The organism is Thermoactinomyces daqus, from assembly GCF_000763315.1.
Taxonomy (GTDB): domain Bacteria; phylum Bacillota; class Bacilli; order Thermoactinomycetales; family Thermoactinomycetaceae; genus Thermoactinomyces_A; species Thermoactinomyces_A daqus.
In genome coordinates, this window is record NZ_JPST01000025.1 from 60,526 (window position 1) to 78,935 (window position 18,410).

Annotated in this window: 18 protein-coding genes and 1 riboswitch; of the genes, 3 read left to right on the forward strand and 15 right to left on the reverse strand. The window is 52.1% G+C overall.

Translation table 11 applies throughout. The features are described from left to right. Positions 1-97: 97 nt before the first annotated feature. On the reverse strand, positions 98-232 hold the full coding sequence (locus JG50_RS20905; RefSeq protein ID WP_258560241.1) for a hypothetical protein: 135 nt from the start codon (positions 230-232) through the stop codon (positions 98-100). A gap of 361 nt (positions 233-593) precedes the next feature. On the opposite strand from JG50_RS20905, the gene JG50_RS0112025 reads away from it, so the two are divergent. Beyond that, the gene (locus JG50_RS0112025; RefSeq protein WP_052154278.1) at positions 594-1,364 is read left to right on the forward strand and encodes an ABC transporter ATP-binding protein; all 771 of its coding nucleotides are present in this window, start codon (positions 594-596) and stop codon (positions 1,362-1,364) included. Between the two features lie 39 nt (positions 1,365-1,403). Here the strand turns inward: JG50_RS0112025 and JG50_RS0112030 are convergent, their stop codons facing one another. Then, positions 1,404-3,179 (reverse strand): adenine deaminase C-terminal domain-containing protein, encoded by a 1,776-nt coding sequence (locus tag JG50_RS0112030; RefSeq protein WP_160173865.1) that lies wholly within the window; start codon positions 3,177-3,179, stop codon positions 1,404-1,406. 133 nt (positions 3,180-3,312) lie between these two features. On the opposite strand from JG50_RS0112030, the gene JG50_RS0112035 reads away from it, so the two are divergent. Next, on the forward strand, positions 3,313-3,522 hold the full coding sequence (locus tag JG50_RS0112035; protein ID WP_033101352.1) for a YgaP family membrane protein: 210 nt from the start codon (positions 3,313-3,315) through the stop codon (positions 3,520-3,522). Positions 3,523-4,224: 702 nt separating this feature from the next. Then, positions 4,225-4,437, forward strand: a complete 213-nt coding sequence (locus tag JG50_RS0112040; RefSeq protein WP_033101353.1) for a hypothetical protein — start codon at positions 4,225-4,227, stop codon at positions 4,435-4,437. A 120-nt stretch (positions 4,438-4,557) separates the two neighbouring features. Here JG50_RS0112040 and purD read toward each other — a convergent pair whose 3' ends face one another. The 13 genes from purD to purE all read right to left on the reverse strand — a co-directional run bounded on the left by purD (position 4,558) and on the right by purE (position 17,904). Continuing rightward, a complete protein-coding gene (gene purD, locus JG50_RS0112045) occupies positions 4,558-5,823 on the reverse strand; it encodes a phosphoribosylamine--glycine ligase (RefSeq protein WP_033101354.1) in 1,266 nt (421 codons plus the stop codon). Between the two features lie 65 nt (positions 5,824-5,888). Then, on the reverse strand, positions 5,889-6,167 hold the full coding sequence (locus JG50_RS0112050) for a hypothetical protein (protein ID WP_033101355.1): 279 nt from the start codon (positions 6,165-6,167) through the stop codon (positions 5,889-5,891). Between the two features lie 57 nt (positions 6,168-6,224). Next, positions 6,225-7,769: a bifunctional phosphoribosylaminoimidazolecarboxamide formyltransferase/IMP cyclohydrolase gene (gene purH, locus JG50_RS0112055; RefSeq protein WP_033101356.1), complete on the reverse strand. Its 1,545-nt coding sequence runs from the start codon at positions 7,767-7,769 to the stop codon at positions 6,225-6,227. Positions 7,770-7,816: 47 nt separating this feature from the next. Then, positions 7,817-8,392: a phosphoribosylglycinamide formyltransferase gene (gene purN, locus JG50_RS0112060; RefSeq protein WP_033101357.1), complete on the reverse strand. Its 576-nt coding sequence runs from the start codon at positions 8,390-8,392 to the stop codon at positions 7,817-7,819. 1 nt (position 8,393) lies between these two features. Beyond that, positions 8,394-9,428 carry a phosphoribosylformylglycinamidine cyclo-ligase gene (gene purM, locus JG50_RS0112065; protein ID WP_033101358.1) on the reverse strand — a complete coding sequence of 345 codons (1,035 nt, stop codon included), beginning with the start codon at positions 9,426-9,428 and terminating at the stop codon, positions 8,394-8,396. Then, a complete protein-coding gene (gene purF, locus JG50_RS0112070) occupies positions 9,425-10,843 on the reverse strand; it encodes an amidophosphoribosyltransferase (RefSeq protein WP_033101359.1) in 1,419 nt (472 codons plus the stop codon). The genes purM and purF overlap by 4 nt, the downstream gene beginning before the upstream one ends. Next, the gene (gene purL / locus JG50_RS0112075; protein ID WP_033101385.1) at positions 10,807-13,074 is read right to left on the reverse strand and encodes a phosphoribosylformylglycinamidine synthase subunit PurL; all 2,268 of its coding nucleotides are present in this window, start codon (positions 13,072-13,074) and stop codon (positions 10,807-10,809) included. Before purL ends, purF begins: the two co-directional genes overlap by 37 nt. A gap of 10 nt (positions 13,075-13,084) precedes the next feature. Continuing rightward, the gene (purQ, locus tag JG50_RS0112080) at positions 13,085-13,768 is read right to left on the reverse strand and encodes a phosphoribosylformylglycinamidine synthase subunit PurQ (RefSeq protein WP_033101360.1); all 684 of its coding nucleotides are present in this window, start codon (positions 13,766-13,768) and stop codon (positions 13,085-13,087) included. Then, positions 13,769-14,020, reverse strand: a complete 252-nt coding sequence (purS, locus tag JG50_RS0112085) for a phosphoribosylformylglycinamidine synthase subunit PurS (protein ID WP_033101361.1) — start codon at positions 14,018-14,020, stop codon at positions 13,769-13,771. Beyond that, complete coding sequence (purC, locus tag JG50_RS0112090; protein ID WP_033101362.1) at positions 14,013-14,732, reverse strand: phosphoribosylaminoimidazolesuccinocarboxamide synthase; 720 nt, start codon at positions 14,730-14,732, stop codon at positions 14,013-14,015. The genes purS and purC overlap by 8 nt, the downstream gene beginning before the upstream one ends. 93 nt (positions 14,733-14,825) lie before the next feature. After that, positions 14,826-16,124, reverse strand: a complete 1,299-nt coding sequence (gene purB, locus JG50_RS0112095) for an adenylosuccinate lyase (protein ID WP_033101363.1) — start codon at positions 16,122-16,124, stop codon at positions 14,826-14,828. Positions 16,125-16,249: 125 nt separating this feature from the next. Continuing rightward, positions 16,250-17,446 carry a 5-(carboxyamino)imidazole ribonucleotide synthase gene (gene purK / locus JG50_RS0112100; RefSeq protein ID WP_052154274.1) on the reverse strand — a complete coding sequence of 399 codons (1,197 nt, stop codon included), beginning with the start codon at positions 17,444-17,446 and terminating at the stop codon, positions 16,250-16,252. Then, on the reverse strand, positions 17,443-17,904 hold the full coding sequence (gene purE / locus JG50_RS0112105) for a 5-(carboxyamino)imidazole ribonucleotide mutase (protein WP_033101387.1): 462 nt from the start codon (positions 17,902-17,904) through the stop codon (positions 17,443-17,445). Before purE ends, purK begins: the two co-directional genes overlap by 4 nt. A gap of 127 nt (positions 17,905-18,031) precedes the next feature. Then, positions 18,032-18,133, reverse strand: a riboswitch (purine riboswitch). Positions 18,134-18,410: the final 277 nt, after the last annotated feature.

Here is an 18,410-nt window from a genome sequence, read left to right on the forward strand (position 1 = left end):
AATCGAGCCAGGAAAAAGGACCCCTTCTTCAAGATGAAATAAACTTCACCGAAATCAGGGAAAAAACTTGCCATTATTGTAAACAAAAACCCTCTACTTATTCCCGGTAAAAGGGCAAATCCCCTTTATTCAGCAAAATTTCTATTAACATTCTATTTGCACACTCTTTATTTCCTTTTTTTAACCAACCAAAACCACTAAGAAAAGGCAGGGCATGCTTGGATGGAACCAATCCATTCCCCACCTTACCGTCAGTTGTAAACAAAATGCTTTCATGCCTGAGAATATTATCTTCAAACGTTTGCCGTTCAAAAGATCGTTAATGATGCGATTGCTCTCCGTTCAGGGCAACGCTTCTGTCTCTCCGTCAATTAAAAACGTGGAGATCCTGACTCGCTTCTCCTAATATACCGAATGGACCCATTCTGGTCAACAACAGGTGATAATAACTATCATTCTCATTGACGATAATCACATATTCACATAAAATGATAGACGATCAACCAGATGAAAACTGTTTCCAGACCAATGGAGGGATTCTTTTGTCAACGGTGCTGAAAGCCGAGGATCTCACGTTATCCTACGGCAGCCAGATGATTATCGAAGAACTGCAGTTGCAGATCCCCAAAGGAAAAATCACTGTTCTCGCCGGGAGCAACGGCTGTGGAAAATCGACCCTGCTGCGGTCATTAGCCCGGCTGTTAAAGCCCCGGGCCGGCCAAATTTTGTTAAATGGCAAAAAAATTAACAAGCTCCCCACCCGGGAAGTTGCCAAGCAGTTGGCCATCCTCCCTCAGGGGCCGGAATCTCCCGAAGGATTGACCGTATTTCAGCTTGTCAAACAGGGGCGCTATCCGTACCAAACGTGGACCAGCCAGTGGTCCGAAGAAGACGAAAGAAAAGTCCGCTGGGCCTTGCAAACAACGAAGATGGAAAAGTGGGAACACCATCCTGTTGATGCATTGTCCGGCGGACAGAGACAACGGGCCTGGATCGCAATGACGCTGGCCCAAGATACGGAAGTCATTCTGCTGGACGAACCGACAACCTATTTGGATTTGACGCATCAAATCGAGATTCTCGATCTGTTGTATGAATTAAATGCGAATCAAGGGCGAACGATTGTGATGATTTTACATGATCTGAATCTGGCCTGCCGTTATGCCCACCAGATCATCGCCATCAAGGACGGGCAAATTTATGACCAGGGCCCGCCGGAACAAATCATCACTGAGCAGATGGTGGAAGATGTGTTCAGGCTGAAAGCGACCATCGCGACCGATCCGGTCTACGGCACACCCCTCCTGATCCCTTACACCAAAGGCCGGGAAATCCACCCCAAACCGGTTCAGAGGGTTCCATGACCGCAATCCTCCCGAACCTCCATCGCGATGATCTCCACCCTATCGCTTCTGTGCCGGAACGAGAATATGCTTGTCCTTTACCGACATCAGCCCTTCATTCGTCAACCGGAGCTGCGGCAGATGGGTCGCAGACAGGAATAACAGGGAGTAGAGCGGATCGAGATGGGTAAAGCCATGATAGCTCAGACGCCGCGCAAACGGCTCCAGCTTTGCGATTAACTGATCGAGCGAATCGTGATTCATCGTGCCCAGGAGAGGCAGAGGCAAGGAGAAAACTTCCTCATCCGCCTGGATCCAATAAATCCCTCCTCCGGACTGAAGCACCCGGTTTACAGCCCGGGCCATCGCCTCCGGAGAACGCCCCAGCACCACGATTCCCTGTGCGGAGCCCGTATAGCTGGATGCCAACCCGTCTATTCCACGCCCAAAGCCGCGCACCAATCCGGGTGTGATCCATTTCCCCGCGCGGTCGGCCAAAAAAGCATACAGGAGGTCATCATCTGGGGAAAGCATCCCGCCGTCCGAAAACTGAACCTCCTCCTGTAAACTTTTCGTGATCACGGAATTGATCAGATGCATCACCGGAAAAGAATCTCCGTCTTTCACGGGAAGACGAAAATCAGTCTCCGCATAACGGACATCCGACGGAGGCGTAATGATGGTGGAAAAATCTTCTTCTCCTGAAAACGGATGCAAACATTTTCCCTCGCGCGCCAAAATCTCCCCGTCGGCCAGCACAAGTACGGGGCACGGCTCGGTCAGCGAGGAAAGGACGTTTATATTGGCCAGCCGTCCGGGAGCAATTCCACCCAGGTGATCATCCAACCGGTAATAAACGGCCGGGTTGATGGTAACCATCTGGTACGCGTGAACAGGGGAACATCCGCAATCAAGGGCCGTCCGGATCAAATAATCGGTAAAGCCGTTTTTGAAGTAAAGAGGGGTCGCTCCATCCGTCGTCATCGTTAAACGGTGCCACGGCACATCCTTTTCCTTCAGCAATCCTTCCAGCAATACAGGGAGATCCGGCCGGATCGAACTGTGTCTCAGCGTGACAAAATACCCGAGTTGCAATCTGCGCCAAACCTCATCAAAACTGATGCTTTCATGGTCACCGCTCACTCCCGCCGCCGCCAGCCGCGCCAAAGTCCGGTAGGATGCCCCCGGTGCGTGTGCTTCCACCCGTTTCCCCAAATTTTTGGTCTGGCGGACCAACTGCTTCATCGACGGGTCCCCGGCGAGCAATGGTATCCAATCCGTCAGTTCGCCCGCTTGCAGCACCCGCGGATGCTCCAGCACCTCTCTGACACGCGGGACAGAAAAAAGATCATCCTGCGGCAAATAGGTCTGCCCGTCCAGCCGCGCCCACCAAAAGAGACGCACTTTTAACCGCGCCAAGTCGTCCATCCAACGGATAACCTGCTGAGGAGTGCATGAGACAAAAAAGTCCAGATTATCCGAGATCAGCGTCGTCGTACCGAGCGCTCCCACTTTTTCCGCCAATGTGACTGGATTATGGAGCTGAAACGGATGGGCATGCGGTTCGATATAGCCTGGCACCAACACTTGTCCGCTTGCATCGAGCACCGGAACATCATCCTCCAGGCGCAAACCGCTTTGCTTCAGCTCACCCACATAGGCGATGCGGCGGCCGGCCAGCGCCACATCCTGGCGCAAAAGCTGCCCGGTATACACATTCAACACTTCACCGCCGCGAATTAGCAACGTCGTCGCTTTTCTCCCCATCGCCACCTCAATCAGCAAATCATGCTCTTCTCTAGTCATATGCACGCCCAAAATTACTTCCTCCTTCACCATTAATTACTCCCGTATAACGCTTTCCCATTGCAGCAAATAATAAGTCCGACAGCAGAGATGTTGTTTTCATCGGAACTTCCACCATCGTGAAATGCATACCTGTTCCGGCAGAGGGAAAGGAGTGAAAAAAATGCAGAAAAACATCGGAACATTGGATGCGCTCCTGCGCATCACTTGCGGCCTTGTCGGTTTGGCTTGGTGTACTTCCAAAGGCCGGCGCAATTTTCCATTCCTGATCGCCCTGGCCTCCGCCATGAAAGTCGCCGAAGGGTTGACCCGTTATTGCCCGGTGCTGGCGCTGTTTGGCAAAAACACACTGGGCAACAAAGGCAATATGTAACCGGTAAAACGACATCAGGCACAGCAATCAAAGTTCTTGACAGCGGCGATGGATACGTCACCCCTCCCCCTTCATTTTACACACAAAGGGGAAGGGGAGAACCATGCTATGAATTGCAAATAGAAATATAAAAATGCAAAAACAAATCCCTTGCCTATATTCAGACTTTTTTGTATAATAGTTTCCAAGATCAATATATTGGGTATATAGTAAGCGAGTGACCTCTCTGGTTGTGGCAGCGCTTTCAAACCTGTCGTACCTGACCGATTTGATGCTCCTGACAAATCAGTTATGCACGATTTTTGAAATCGTTTCTCATTAACGGTTGATTAAATGCCGATGATCGCTTAGAATCATGCTTAGAAATTTACTTAATCAGATAAATCGAACATTCGTCGCTGCACACAACCGTAAATCACATGATCCGGCAGAATTTGACACAAAAAATATGAAGGTTGTTCAACTTTGACCAAGCAGGTTGATTCGACAAAAAACGAATTTTACCAAAGTTGCATACAAATTTCGTCATTTTTTATCAAAAAAAAGAAGGACAATTTGTAACCTGGCGTCGAAAAAGAGTTATAAACATTTTATCAATTAGTGGGTGGCAATTAAAGCACAACATGGTAGAATATGAATACAGACAAGCGAACATACGATCGGTTTTTTTGAAGATTAAAACCGTTTAGGAGAGTGAGTGCAATGTCCCTTAGCGATATGGAAAAAGAAACTGTGATCCAGTTTGATGAGTCAACCAATCTCGCCACCGTCTACACCGCTAGCTGGACTGTCGCCCGTTCCCTGAAAAAAGCAGGATACCAACCAGTGAAAAAAACGCAAGGCGGTTGGTGGTTTAAAATCCCGGTTGACGGAATCAGCATTCAAGGGGAAAAAGAGACGACCAAAATCGGCTGAACCGGATCCCCCCTGTTAAATCGATAACCAAAAACGACGAGCCATTGCCACGGCTCGTTTTTTATTTCGCATCAAAAAACCGCCGACCTGTTCAGCCGGCAGTTTCCCCGTTTTCACTCTTCAGAATGTAGCCTTGTCCGCGATATCCGTCCGGTAATGCATCTCCTTAAAAGAAACTTCTTCGATTCTCCGATACACTTTTTCCCGCGCTTCGTCAATGCTCTCACCCAGAGCCGCCACACCGAGAACGCGCCCTCCGTTTGTCACAATCTGTCCGTTTTCGCGTTTGGTTCCGGAATGAAAGACGATCGTCTCCCCGCTTTCCTGTCCGCTGATTCCGGCAATCGGATTTCCCTTTTCATATGTCCCCGGATATCCCCCTGCGGCCAGAATGACGCAAACGGACGCCTGATCACTCCATTGAAGGCTTATATCCGCCAAGTGACCGTCGATGACCGCCATCAGAACATCAACGAGGTCGGTCTGAAGCCGGGGCAGAACCGCCTGTGTCTCAGGGTCGCCGAAGCGGGCGTTAAACTCAATCACTTTCGGGCCTTCGTCGGTCAGCATTAATCCGGCGTACAAAACTCCTTTATATTCGATTCCTTCCTTGCGAAGAGCTTGAGCCATCGGCTCCAAAATCGTTTCCACAGCTTGCTCCACCATACGGGGCGGAATTTGCGGAACGGGCGAATAAGCCCCCATTCCCCCGGTATTCGGCCCTTGGTTGCCGTTGTACACCGGTTTGTGGTCTTGGGCCACGACCATCGGTTTAACCACAGTGCCATCCATAAACGCCATCAGGGAAAATTCAGGTCCGCTTAAGTATTCTTCGATGACCACTTCATTCCCGGCATCGCCAAACACTTTTTTCTCCATGGCGTCTTCAATCGCCTGCTCTGCTTCTTCCACGGTACGGGCAACCACAACCCCTTTTCCAGCGGCCAAACCGTCCGCTTTTACAACAATCGGGGCTCCTTGCTGCCGAACGTAGCGTTTCGCCTCATGCGGATCAGTAAACGAACGGAAGGAAGCGGTCGGAATCCGGTATTTTTCCATGATTTCCTTGGCAAACCGCTTGCTTCCTTCCAAATTGGCCGCTTCCCGCTTCGGGCCGAAAATCGCGAGCCCCTCTGCCTGAAAACGATCGACAATCCCCTGCAAAAGCGGCGCCTCCGGTCCGACCACAGTCAGATTGACGTTCTTTTCTTTGGCGAACTGTACAAGCCGATCCACATCAGTCGCCTCAATCGGCACACATTCCGCCTGGGCAGCAATTCCACCGTTTCCGGGCGCACAATAAATTTTGCTCACTTTTGCACTTTGTGCCAATTTCCACACCAGCGCATGCTCTCTTCCTCCGCTGCCGATCACCAGAATTTTCACGGCTTGTCCCCTCCTAAAACCCATTCGTCTTTTTCCGGCAAAAACATCGCCCCACACGGACGATGTTATCGGATCAACAGGCTGAGTCCGAACAGACCGATCGTAACCAAAATGCAGATAAACGACCAATCTTCGCGATAAAAAAATTTTGTACGGCTCCGGTAAGCCGACTTGGTCGTAAGCACACCTCCGACCACCAGAGCCGCCAGGAAAAAGACGCCTCCTGCCGTGCGCAGCCCGCTTCTCCACGTCAGCAGATCAGCGCCGCCGAGCTCGTAGGAGACGATGCCCGTCACTGTCAGAGAAACAAAAAACCACAGAAGTGACCAAGCGAGAACTCGCATAGAACCCCCTCCATCCTTTGCCCTAGTATACGCCAAAGGATAGGGGCCTGATACTTGTTAGTGTTTAAAGTGTCGAACACTGGTAAAGACCATTGCGATACCGTGTTTGTTGGCCTCTGCGATCGACTCTTCGTCGCGAATGGATCCACCTGGCTGAATGATGGCGGTTACTCCTGCCTTGGCTGCCGCTTCAACAGTATCCTTCATCGGAAAAAAGGCGTCAGAAGCCAGAACGGAGCCTTTCGCGTCTTCCTTTGCCTGGTTGGCGGCGATGACGGCAGCGCCGACACGGTTCATCTGTCCTGCCCCTACGCCGGTGGTGCGAAAATCCTTTGCCAAGACAATGGCATTGGATTTCACATGTTTCACCACTTTCCAGGCAAACAGGAGCTGCTCCCACTCCTCTTCACTCGGTGCGCGCTCTGTCACCACCCGGCATTCCTCTTTGCGGACCGCCCGTATATCCTCTTCCTGAACCAAAACTCCTCCGCTGACCGATTGCAATTTGAGTGACGCCCCTTCTGCCGGTACCTCTTCGCCCAGGGCAAGCAAACGAAGATTTTTCTTGGTTTTCAGGATGGTCAGTGCCTCTTCGGTAAAAGATGGGGCCAAAATGATCTCCAGGAAGATCTCCTTCATCTTTTCAGCCGTATCACGATCGACAGGCCGGTTAACCGCAATGATTCCGCCAAATATGGAGACGGGATCGGCTTCATATGCCTTTTGCCAAGCCTCAGACAGCGTTTTTCCTACCCCGACGCCGCAAGGGTTCATGTGCTTCACCGCCACGACGGTCGGTTCCGTAAATTCGCGGAGCAGAGCGAGCGCTGCGTTGGCGTCGTTGATATTGTTATAGGAGAGTTCCTTTCCGTGAAGTTGAGTGCTGCTGGCCAACGTGCCTGCCCCCGGCAGCGGTTCACGGTAAAATGCGGCTTGTTGGTGAGGGTTTTCCCCGTAGCGAAGCGCCTGTTGTTTGGTCAACGGGATGGTTAACTGCTCCGGGAACGAGACCCCTGTCAATCGATTGAAATAACCGGCGATCAGTGCATCGTAGTGTGCGGTATGGCCAAACGCCTTGGCTGCCAATTTCCGTCTGGTCTCCGCCGTAGTCCGGCCACTTTCCCGCAATTCTTCCAGGACAAGGCCATAATCCGCCGGATCGACGACAACCGTCACATACTGATGGTTTTTGGCGGCGGACCGCACCATCGACGGACCCCCGATATCAATATTCTCAATCGCTTCTTCCACGCTTACACCGGGTTTGGAAATGGTTTGTGCAAACGGGTACAGGTTTACCACGACGAGATCGATCGGTGAAATTCCGTTCTCCTCCATCTGTTTGAGATGGGAAGCAAGACCGCGAACGGCGAGCAAACCACCGTGAATTTTGGGATGAAGCGTTTTGACCCGCCCGTCGAGGATTTCCGGAAAGCCCGTAACATCTGAGATTCCTGTCACCGGAAGCCCGGCTCCAGCAAGGGTTCTGTGGGTTCCTCCGGTCGAAATGATTTCCACGCCCAATTGCACTAATTCCCGCGCGAAATCGATAATACCCGTTTTATCTGAAACACTGATCAATGCCCGACGTATCGTTGCCACTGGATCTCCTCCTTCGTTTGATTCTTAGGCTATGAGTGCAACCTGCCTTACGATTTCTTGCCACCGTCTATTAACGCCTGAATCACCCGGGGATACAGCTGGTGTTCGGCGAGGTGGATTTTCCTCTCAAAACTTTCCAGCGTATCCCCCTCCTCAATGGCCACCGGTTGCTGGGCAAGAATCGGGCCGGTATCGATTCCTTCATCGACATAGTGAACCGTGACACCCGACACTTTCACCGGATAGGAAAAAGCTTTTTCGATGGCATTTAATCCCGGAAACGCAGGCAGTAAAGAGGGATGGATATTCACAATCCGCTTCGGAAACGCCTGAAGCAAAGTAGGGCCGATCAAGCGCATGTAGCCCGCCAGCACAATCCATTCGATCTTCCTTTGGCGAAGGTGCGCCAACACCGACTCTTCATATGCTTTTTTATCGGGAAATGCTTTGGGGTTCACACAAATCGCTTCCACCTCGCAGGCACGCGCCCGATCCAACACTTTTGCTCCCGGACGGTCACAAATCAACAGGGAGATGGGCAAAGGCCAGTTCTCCCGCCGTGAACTTTCCACCAGTGCCTGAAAGTTGCTGCCATTTCCCGAGGCAAAGACAGCAATCGCCATGTTAAGCCTCCTCCGTCCAAGTTACTCCATTTTTCCCCTGCGCCACTTTCCCGATCACCATCGCTTTTTCACCGCAACCGGCCGCCGTTTGCAAAACTGCCTCCTCTTCTTCGGCCGGAACGGCGATCACCATGCCAATGCCCATATTAAAGGTGCGAAACATATCTTCTTCTGCCAGATCGCCACATTCCTGAATCCAGTTGAAGATGGGCGGAACATCCCAGGTACGGCGATCGATTTGCGCTTCAAGGCCATCCGGCAACATGCGGGGAACATTTTCCACCAATCCGCCTCCGGTGATATGAGCGGCTCCTTTCACTCTGTGCTTTTGAAAGAGCGTCAATAGGGTTTTGACGTAGATTTTCGTCGGGATCAGCAACGCCTCCGCCAGTGTTTGTCCGCTTCCGGGAACTTTTTCATCCCAGGAGAATGCCCGATCCTGTAGCAAAACTTTGCGCGCCAGCGAAAAACCATTGCTGTGGAGACCGCTGGAAGCCAATCCGATCAGCACATCCCCCGCCTCGATATCCTTGCTGGGCAGGAGTCGGTCCCGTTCGGCCACTCCGACGCAAAAACCGGCGATATCGTATTCTCCCCCGTTATACAGGCCCGGCAGTTCAGCCGTTTCACCGCCGACCAACGCGCAGCCCGCCTGTTCACATCCGTCGGCAATCCCTTTGACAATTTCTTCAGCCACTGCGGGAGACAATTTTCCGGTTGCCAGATAATCGAGGAAAAACAGCGGTTCGGCACCTTGAACAACCACATCATTCACGCACATGGCCACACAGTCGATCCCGATGGTGTCATGGCGGTTCAGGGCAAAGGCGATTTTCAATTTGGTGCCGACCCCGTCGGTTGCAGACACGAGCACCGGCTGACGATAGGATGGATCTAAGGCGAACAAGCCGCCAAATCCGCCGATTCCGCCGATCACTTCAGGACGCCTGGTTCGGTTTACATGTTTTTTGATGCGATCCACTGTTTCATTTCCGGCATCAATATCCACACCGGCCGCTTTGTATGCTTTGCTCATCGTTTGCCCTCCAAAACCAGTTCTTCGATTTCCGTCGGATACCGGCCCGTAAAGCAAGCCAGGCAGTGCCCGCGCTTTTGGCCCCCTCCGTTTGATTCAACCGCATCAATCAGCCCGTCGGTGCTCAGAAAAGCGAGGGTGTCGGCGCCAATCTCCTTGCGGATCTCTTCCACCGACTTGTAAGCCGCGATCAATTGGTCCCGATCCGGGGTATCGATGCCGTAAAAACAGGGATGTTTCACCGGCGGTGAACTGATGCGCACATGCACCTCGGTCGCTCCCGCGTCCCGCAGCATTTGCACGATCCGGCGGCTGGTTGTCCCCCTGACAATGGAATCATCCACCATCACGACCCGCTTTCCTTCCAGCACGCCGCGCACTGCACTCAATTTCATTTTTACGCCTTGTTCCCGCAACTCCTGATTCGGCTGAATAAAGGTACGGCCGGCATAGCGGCTTTTGATCAGACCGATCTCGTACGGAATTCCCGCAGCTTCCGCATAACCGATCGCCGCTGATGTACTGGAATCGGGCACCCCGGTCACCACATCAGCTTCAACGGGAGCTTCTTTTGCCAGACGGCTGCCCATTCGCTTGCGGGCGGCATGCACGTTCACCCCGCCAATAATGCTGTCCGGTCGTGCGAAATAGACATATTCAAACACACAGCCGGCCCGTTCCCGCTCAGGGGCAAACGAAAGCGATCGGACTCCCTCACGGTCGAACACCAGCATTTCACCCGGTTCCACTTCACGGACGAACTCAGCCCCGATCACATCAAATGCACACGTCTCCGAGGCAAAAACCAATGCGTCTCCAATTTTGCCCAGTGACAGCGGTCTTAATCCGTGAGGGTCCTGTGCCGCAATCAGCTTGTCATTGGTCAGGATTAAGAGGGCATAGGCCCCGGTCACTTTGTTTAAGGCCTCTTTAACCGCTTCCTCCAGACTGCCGGCACGCGAGCGGGCGATCAGGTGGGCGATCACTTCCGTGTCCGTCGTCGTCTGAAAAATGGATCCCTCGGCTTCCAGTTCCTGACGCAGGCGTCCGGCGTTTACCAGATTGCCGTTTGTGGCCAAAGCCAGTTCGCCTTTTACATAGTTAAATACGAGCGGCTGGGCATTTCTCAGTCCTGTTCCCCCGGTTGTCGAATAACGAACATGTCCGATCGCTGTCTCACCCTGGAAGGAACGAATGATCTCCTGGTCGAATACCTCGGTCACCAATCCCGTACCCCGGTGCACAAAAAAGCGGTCATGGTTGGTACTGACGATTCCCGCGCTCTCCTGCCCGCGATGTTGCAAGGCATGCAGCCCGTAATACGTAAGGCGGGCAGCTTCAGGGTGACCGATGATGCCGAAGACACCGCACTCTTCATTCAGTTCGTCAAGGTCGAAGATGGATTCATCGCGCATGGAATGGCTTCCTCCCAACGTTTTGTGAGTTCCGCAACGTCACTCCCAATCACCCGGGTTCCATTTACCGCAATCGACAGGTGTGCTTCCTGGGTCACACGGCCGATCCGGCTGCAGGCAACCCCGTTTTTTTCCGCAAGCTGATGAACTTCTTCCACATATTCATCCGGTACGCTCAAAATCACGCGCGACTGACTTTCGCTAAACAAATGAACGATCGGAGCCAGGCTGGTCTGAATCGTTACCTCTGCTCCTTTTTGCCCGTCAATGCAGGATTCCGCCAAGGCTACGGCCAATCCCCCTTCAGAGGCATCGTGCGCAGAGGATACCCATCCTTTTTGAATTGCAGCCAGCACTACTTTGTACAGGGCTTTCTCCTTCTCCAGATCACAAACCGGAGCCCGTCCGCGCACCTCGCCGGTAAGAGCATGCTGCAATTCGCTTCCTCCCAATTCGGCAAACGTTTCTCCCAACAGCAAAATCGCATCTCCCGCACGCTTAAAGGCAGAAGTGGTTATATGCTCCCGTTTTTCGACCAATCCGACCATTCCCACCACCGGAGTCGGGTAAATCGGCTCTCCCTTGGTTTCGTTGTACAGACTTACATTGCCGCCGACGACGGGGGTTTCCAGAATGCGGCACGCTTCAGCCATTCCGTCGATCGACTGCGACAGCTGCCAGTACACTTCGGGTTTTTCCGGATTTCCAAAATTGAGGCAATCCGTAATGCCAAGCGGGACCGCCCCGGCACATACCACATTTCTCGCCGCTTCCGCCACGGCAATTCTTCCTCCTTGCACCGGATCGAGATAAACATAGCGCCCGTTCCCATCCGTGGACATCGCCAGTGCTTTCTCCGTTCCGCGAACCACGATCACGGCCGCATCAGATCCGGGGCAAACCGCCGTGCTGGTGCGCACCATATGATCATATTGACGGTAAACATAGCGTTTGCTGCCGGTGTTAATCGACGAAATCACTTTGTCCAGCGCCTCCTGCGGCGAGACATCCAAAAACGCTTCCTCGGCCCGGATATTTTGGTATGCCTGGTAATAATCCGGCACACGCCCTTCCCGGACATAAACGGGTGCGTCATCCACCAGCGTATTGACCGGGATGTCGGCTACGATTTTCCCGCCATGGAAAATGCGATAGCGGTTGCCTTCCGTCACCCGTCCGACGACAGCGGATTGCAAACCCCATTTATCGCAGATCTCCTTGATTTCCTGTTCCCGTCCCTGTTCAACCACCAGGAGCATCCGCTCTTGCGATTCAGACAACATAATTTCATACGGGGTCATTCCTTCTTCCCGCTGCGGAACCAAATCGAGGTTCAAATCGAGACCCTGACCGCCTTTTGCCGCCATTTCCGCGCTGGAGCAAGTGAGCCCTGCGGCCCCCATATCCTGAATCCCGAGGAGAATTCCTTTTTTCACCATTTCCAGACATGCTTCCAGCAGCAATTTTTCCATAAACGGATCGCCCACTTGCACGGCCGGGCGCTTCTCCTCCGACCCTTCATTCAGTTCTTCACTGGCAAAGGTGGCTCCGTGAATGCCGTCCCGTCCGGTGCTTGCACCAACATAAATGACGGGATTGCCGGTTCCGCTGGCGATTCCTTTTTGCAAATCCTCGTGGTTTAAAATACCGACGCACATGGCATTGACCAGCGGATTTCCCTCATAACAGTCATCAAACATCACTTCACCGCCCACGGTGGGAATGCCGATGCAGTTTCCGTAATGAGCGATTCCCGCAACCACTTGGTCAAACAGATAACGAACACGCGGGGAGGAGAGATTCCCGAAGCGAAGCGAGTTGAGCAGCGCAACCGGGCGGGCCCCCATCGAAAAGACGTCGCGGATGATGCCGCCAACCCCGGTGGCCGCTCCCTGAAACGGCTCAATCGCGGAAGGATGATTATGGCTCTCGATTTTAAACACAACCGCCTGACCGTCCCCGATGTCGATCACTCCGGCCCCTTCACCCGGCCCTTGCAAAACGCGGGGTCCTTCTGTCGGAAAGCGTTTGAGCAGCGGTTTGGAGTTTTTGTAGCTGCAATGCTCCGACCACATCACGCTGTAAATCCCCACTTCCGTCCAGTTGGGCAAGCGGCCGAGGAGCCCGATGATCTGTTCATATTCTGCTTCGGTCAAACCCATCTCTTTAAACAACTTCTGCTCGCGAATGATTTCCGGCGCCGGTTCGGAAATGGCGCTTTTGCTCTTCATCACTGTTTGTTCACGCTGCACCGCAATTCTCCTTCCAATAAGCGAACATGGATTGAAACAGTTTTTTCCCATCTTCCGATCCCATCCAATCCGCGATCGCCCGTTCTGGATGTGGCATCATGCCGAGAACATTACGCTTCCGGTTGCAAATTCCGGCAATCTTCTCAATCGAGCCGTTGGGGTTGTCACCGGCATAGCGAAAAACGATTTGCCCGTTTTGCTTCAATTCGGCAAGAGTCGACGGGTCGCAAAAATAGTTGCCGGACATGTGGGCGATCGGAATGCGAATCGCCTCTCCCGGAGCATACTTGCAGGTAAACGGTGTTTCTACATTTTCGACGATCAGTGTTTGCATTTCACAGCGGAACTGCAAATGATCATTGGTCAGCATCGCCCCCGGCAACAATCCCATTTCCAAAAGAATCTGGAATCCGTTGCAAATGCCGATGACCAATTTGCCCGATTCGGCCGCCTGTTTCACGCCCTTCATAACTGGAGAGAACCGGGCCAGCGCACCGGTGCGAAGATAGTCTCCATACGAAAAACCGCCGGGAAGGATGATGGCATCAAACCGGGACACATCCTCTTCCTGATGCCAAACGGGTTCAACCGGTTCCTGCAATACATCTTCGATCGCATGAACGCAATCCAGATCGCAGTTCGAACCGGGAAAAACGGGAACGGCAAACCTCACTTACGCCACCTCCTCCAGCTCAAAGCGAAATTGTTCAATCACCGGGTTGGACAATACCTTTTCGCAAATTTCACGCACTTGTTGTTCCGCCTTCCGGCGATTATCGCTCTCAATCAACACTTCAATCCGCTTGCCGATCCGCACATCCTTCACTTCGGCATAACCCAGGGAATGAAGCGATCCTTTCACAGCGACTCCCTGCGGGTCCAATACACTCTCTTTCAAGGTGACAAAGATGGTTGCTTTATACATCTTCTCTTCCTCCCAGGCGGTTCCAGATTTCTTCATAAGCCTCGATGACATTCCCCAAATCGCGACGGAAGCGGTCCTTATCCATCCGGTTCCCCGTCGCCATATCCCAAAAACGGCACGTATCCGGGGAGATTTCATCGGCCAGCATCACATCTCCCGAATCATCCACACCAAATTCCAACTTGAAATCAACGAGCAAAATATTTTTTTGCGCCAAGAAGTTTCGCAGCACCTCATTCACTTTCAGCGCCGTCCCTTTCATCTCTGTCAGCTGTGCAACCGTGGCGATTTCCAATACGGAAATGTGATCCTCATTGATTAATGGATCACCCAAGGCATCGTCTTTGAGGTAGAGCTCGATTACCGGATGGCGCAAGGGGCTTCCTTCCGTCAATCCGAGCCGTTTGGAAAGCGAACCGGCAGCCACATTGCGGACCACCACTTCCAACGGGATGATGGCAACTTTTTTCACCCATTGTTCAATTGGCGAAATTTCTTTTATAAAATGATTTGCGATTCCTTGTTCCCTTAATAATTGAAAGAAGAATGCACTAATTCGGTTATTAAGGACTCCTTTTCCGGCGAGCGTTGCCTTTTTTTCACCGTTGAAGGCCGTTGCCGCATCTTTGTAGCGAACGCGGACAATCGCCGGGTCTTCCGTTAAAAACAATTGTTTCGCTTTTCCCTCATAGAGGAGAGTTTCCGGTTTCATCCTGCAAAATCCCCTTTCTGCGGAGTTTTGGGAGAAAGCGGAGGCAGTGGAAATCCACTCTGCCTTCCGCTCCGCCTTCTTCCCGCTGACTCTCTATTCATCCAAGTCGAGGCGGGCAAAAATGGTGTCCACATGTTTCAAGTGGTAGTGGTAATCAAAACAATCCTCAATCTCCCGGGGCGAAAGCGTTTGGGTGATTTGCTCATCCGCTTCCACCAGCGGTCTGAACGGGCGCTGTTCTTCCCAAGCCTGCATGGCCAAACGTTGGACACGGTCATACGCTTTTTCCCGTGTCCAGCCTTTGTCGATCAAGCTCAACAGAACCCGCTGGGAATAGATCAATCCAAACGTGCGCTCCATATTTCGTTTCATGTTCTCGGGGAATACGGTCAGGTCACGGATAATGCCGGTGAAGCGATTCAGCAGATAGTTAAGCAGGATCGTGGCATCCGGCAGAATCACCCGTTCCACGGATGAATGGGAAATATCCCGTTCATGCCAGAGCGGAACATTTTCATACGCCGAGACCATGTGACCGCGGATGACGCGGGCCAGCCCGCTGATATTTTCGCACCCGATCGGGTTGCGTTTATGCGGCATGGCTGATGAGCCCTTTTGCCCTTTTTTGAAGGGCTCTTCCACTTCACGCGTCTCACTCTTTTGCAATCCGCGGATTTCCGTCGCAAATTTGTCAAGAGAGGTGGCAATCAAGGCCAAGGTGGCCATATATTCCGCATGACGGTCGCGTTGCAGGGTTTGCGTTGAAATGGGCGACGCTTTCAGTCCCAATTTTTCACACACATATTTTTCGACAAACGGGTCAATGTTGGCATACGTCCCCACTGCTCCGGAGATTTTGCCGACGGCGACGGTCTCCATTGCCCTGACAAACCGCTCGCGGTTCCGCTGCATTTCGGCATACCACAATGCCATTTTCAAACCGAATGTTGTCGGTTCGGCATGCACGCCGTGGGTGCGTCCCATCATCACCGTATATTTGTGTTCTTTAGCCTTCTCTTTGAGAGCGGCGATCAAACGGTCCAGATCCTGCAACAAAATTTCGTTTGCCTGTTTCAACAGATAGGAAAGCGCGGTATCCACCACATCCGTCGAGGTTAAACCGTAATGAACCCATTTGGATTCCGGTCCCAGTGTCTCCGCCACCGCCCTGGTAAATGCCACGACATCGTGACGAGTATCCTGTTCGATTTCATAGATCCGCTCCACGTTGATCTTGGCATTTTCCCGGATCAGGGCCACATCCTTCTTCGGGATGATCCCCAGTTCCGCCCATGCTTCGCAAGCCAGGATCTCCACTTCCAGCCAGGCGCGGTATTTGTTTTCTTCTGTCCAAATCGATCCCATCTCGGGGCGCGTATAACGTTGAATCACAATCAGGTCCCACCTTTTCTGTGAAGATGCATCGCAGGTCAGATCGCGGGGCGCCTTCCTTCTCGGCGTTCCTTATGATCCCCGCTCCCCTCGGGTTCAGGACTGCAATGCATGATTATATTTGATTAAAAATAATCTCTATCATAAATAACCTTTTTCTCTTCGCTCGTCAAAGGCGGCCAAATCGACGAAGACTCGATCCACTCCAGCGCCTGATTGACGCTCTCTGCCAATACCGTGACATGACCCATTTTTCTACCTTTTTTCGCTTCTTTTTTTCCGTACCAATGAAATTTCACGTGACCGGGAAGAGATGGAAATGCTTGTCTGAAAGCATCTGCATGTTCACCCAAAATATTCACCATCACCGCCGGCTTGCAAAGATCCGTCGGCCCCAGTGGCAGCCCGAGGGAGGCGCGCACAAACTGCTCAAATTGCGAGGTGGCACAGGCATCATAGGTGTAGTGTCCCGAGTTGTGGGGGCGTGGTGCCAATTCGTTGACAACAAGCCGTCCGTCTTTCAGCATAAACATCTCAACCGCAATCAAACCCACCACCTGCAGCGTCTCCGCAACCCGTTCAGCCACTGCGATCGCCTGCGCTTTGACCGGCTCAGCCAGCGGCGCGGGAACAACCGTCATATGGAGGATATGGTTTCGATGCAGATTGACCGCCGGCGGAAATGAGGCCAAATCCCCTTGCGGATTGCGGGCGACAATGACGGAGAGCTCTTTGACAAAGGGGATAAAAGCTTCCAAGATCAATTCCCTGCTCCCGTCCAACAAATCCCCCGGCAACAAATCGAGATCCGGTTTTGTGCGCAACATCCATTGACCTTTGCCATCATAACCGCCTGTGGCCGTTTTCAGCACGGCAGGAAGGCCGATCTGCCTGAGTGCCCGGATCAAATCATCCCGGCTCTTTACAGGAACAAAGTCGGTAACGGGAATCCCGGCTCTTTGCAGTGTTGTTTTCTCCAATATGCGATGCTGCGCCGTTTGTAACAGCCGGCTTCCTTGCGGCACATGTGTTTTCGTTTCCAGAAATTTGACGACAGCCGGGTCAATATTTTCAAATTCGTACAAAACCAGATCGGCCTTTTCAGCCAGCCGGTTCGCCGCATGAAGATCGTCATAGGGAGCGGCTATATGCCACTGGGCCGCTTGTCCTCCGGGGCAATCAGTTGCGGGGTCCATGGTGACAAACTGCAAGCCCATCTTCTGCCCCTCAAGAATCGTCATACGTCCGAGCTGACCGCCTCCCAAAATCCCGATCGTTTGTCCTGGAGCGACCACTTTCATCTGTCCTTTTGTTTCGATCATTCCAGATCCCTTTCTTCAATGACACGTGCGCGAATTTGTTCACGGCGCTCCTTCAGGCGCGAGCGTATCTTCAAATCCGCCATTCCCAGCATTTCCGCAGCCAAAATCCCGGCATTGACTGCGCCGGCATTGCCGATCGCCACAGTCGCGACGGGCACCCCGCCAGGCATTTGCACAATGGACAGCAAAGAATCGAGCCCGTTTAAAGAGGACGTTTTGATCGGAACGCCAATCACCGGGAGCACTGTTTTCGCTGCAACCATTCCGGGAAGGTGAGCGGCCCCTCCGGCTCCGGCGATAATTACCTGAATTCCGCGTTTCTCAGCCGTTTCAGCATAATGAAACATCTCATCAGGTGTCCGGTGGGCAGAAACCACTTTGGCTTCATAAGGAATTTCCAATTCCCGGAGTACTTCACACGCTTTTTGCATCGTAGGCCAATCGGAAGTGCTTCCCATAATGACACCGACTTTTATATCATTCAATGGATGCTCCTCCTTTATCAACAAATAAAAAACAAGCCTAATTAGCAGATTTTCCCAATAAAAGCCAGAGAAAGTCTACTTATTAGGCTTGTTTTCCGCCTAACCGTTCAACTTTTCTCATAGCCGGGAAATTTACGGTTTCCTGGTAGAAACGCTCAAGCCATATTCCTGAGCATATATGAGAAAGCAAATTATTTTGTTCAGTTCCAGTGTAACAACAAAACGGGAACAACGCAACAAAAAAGCGAACATTGAAATTAAAAATTAATGGTAGTGTTCGCTTATCATAGGAATCAAAAAGACATTGAATCAAGTAAAATGAACTTGTTCCAGTGGATCATGAACATTCCCCATATATCTCAATTCTGGCTCCAATTGCGAACCGTGTGCCAATGCAATAAGATTCTCGCTTGACCCGGACAACGCCTGATCTTGGCATTTTCCGCTCAGAAACACAAAAAACCCATCTCAATTGAGAT

Excerpts from the sequence above, each read along its gene's own strand:
- purK (WP_052154274.1), bottom strand. The coding sequence starts at position 17,446 with ATGATCGAAACAAAAGGACAGATGAAAGTGGTCGCTCCAGGACAAACG.
- JG50_RS0112040 (WP_033101353.1), top strand. The coding sequence starts at position 4,225 with ATGTCCCTTAGCGATATGGAAAAAGAAACTGTGATCCAGTTTGATGAG.
- purL (WP_033101385.1), bottom strand. The coding sequence starts at position 13,074 with ATGAAGAGCAAAAGCGCCATTTCCGAACCGGCGCCGGAAATCATTCGC.
- purF (WP_033101359.1), bottom strand. The coding sequence starts at position 10,843 with ATGCGCGATGAATCCATCTTCGACCTTGACGAACTGAATGAAGAGTGC.
- purE (WP_033101387.1), bottom strand. The coding sequence starts at position 17,904 with ATGGGAAGCACTTCCGATTGGCCTACGATGCAAAAAGCGTGTGAAGTA.
- JG50_RS0112035 (WP_033101352.1), top strand. The coding sequence starts at position 3,313 with ATGCAGAAAAACATCGGAACATTGGATGCGCTCCTGCGCATCACTTGC.
- purC (WP_033101362.1), bottom strand. The coding sequence starts at position 14,732 with ATGAAACCGGAAACTCTCCTCTATGAGGGAAAAGCGAAACAATTGTTT.
- JG50_RS0112050 (WP_033101355.1), bottom strand. The coding sequence starts at position 6,167 with ATGCGAGTTCTCGCTTGGTCACTTCTGTGGTTTTTTGTTTCTCTGACA.
- JG50_RS0112025 (WP_052154278.1), top strand. The coding sequence starts at position 594 with ATGATTATCGAAGAACTGCAGTTGCAGATCCCCAAAGGAAAAATCACT.
- purN (WP_033101357.1), bottom strand. The coding sequence starts at position 8,392 with ATGGCGATTGCTGTCTTTGCCTCGGGAAATGGCAGCAACTTTCAGGCA.
- purS (WP_033101361.1), bottom strand. The coding sequence starts at position 14,020 with ATGTATAAAGCAACCATCTTTGTCACCTTGAAAGAGAGTGTATTGGAC.
- purM (WP_033101358.1), bottom strand. The coding sequence starts at position 9,428 with ATGAGCAAAGCATACAAAGCGGCCGGTGTGGATATTGATGCCGGAAAT.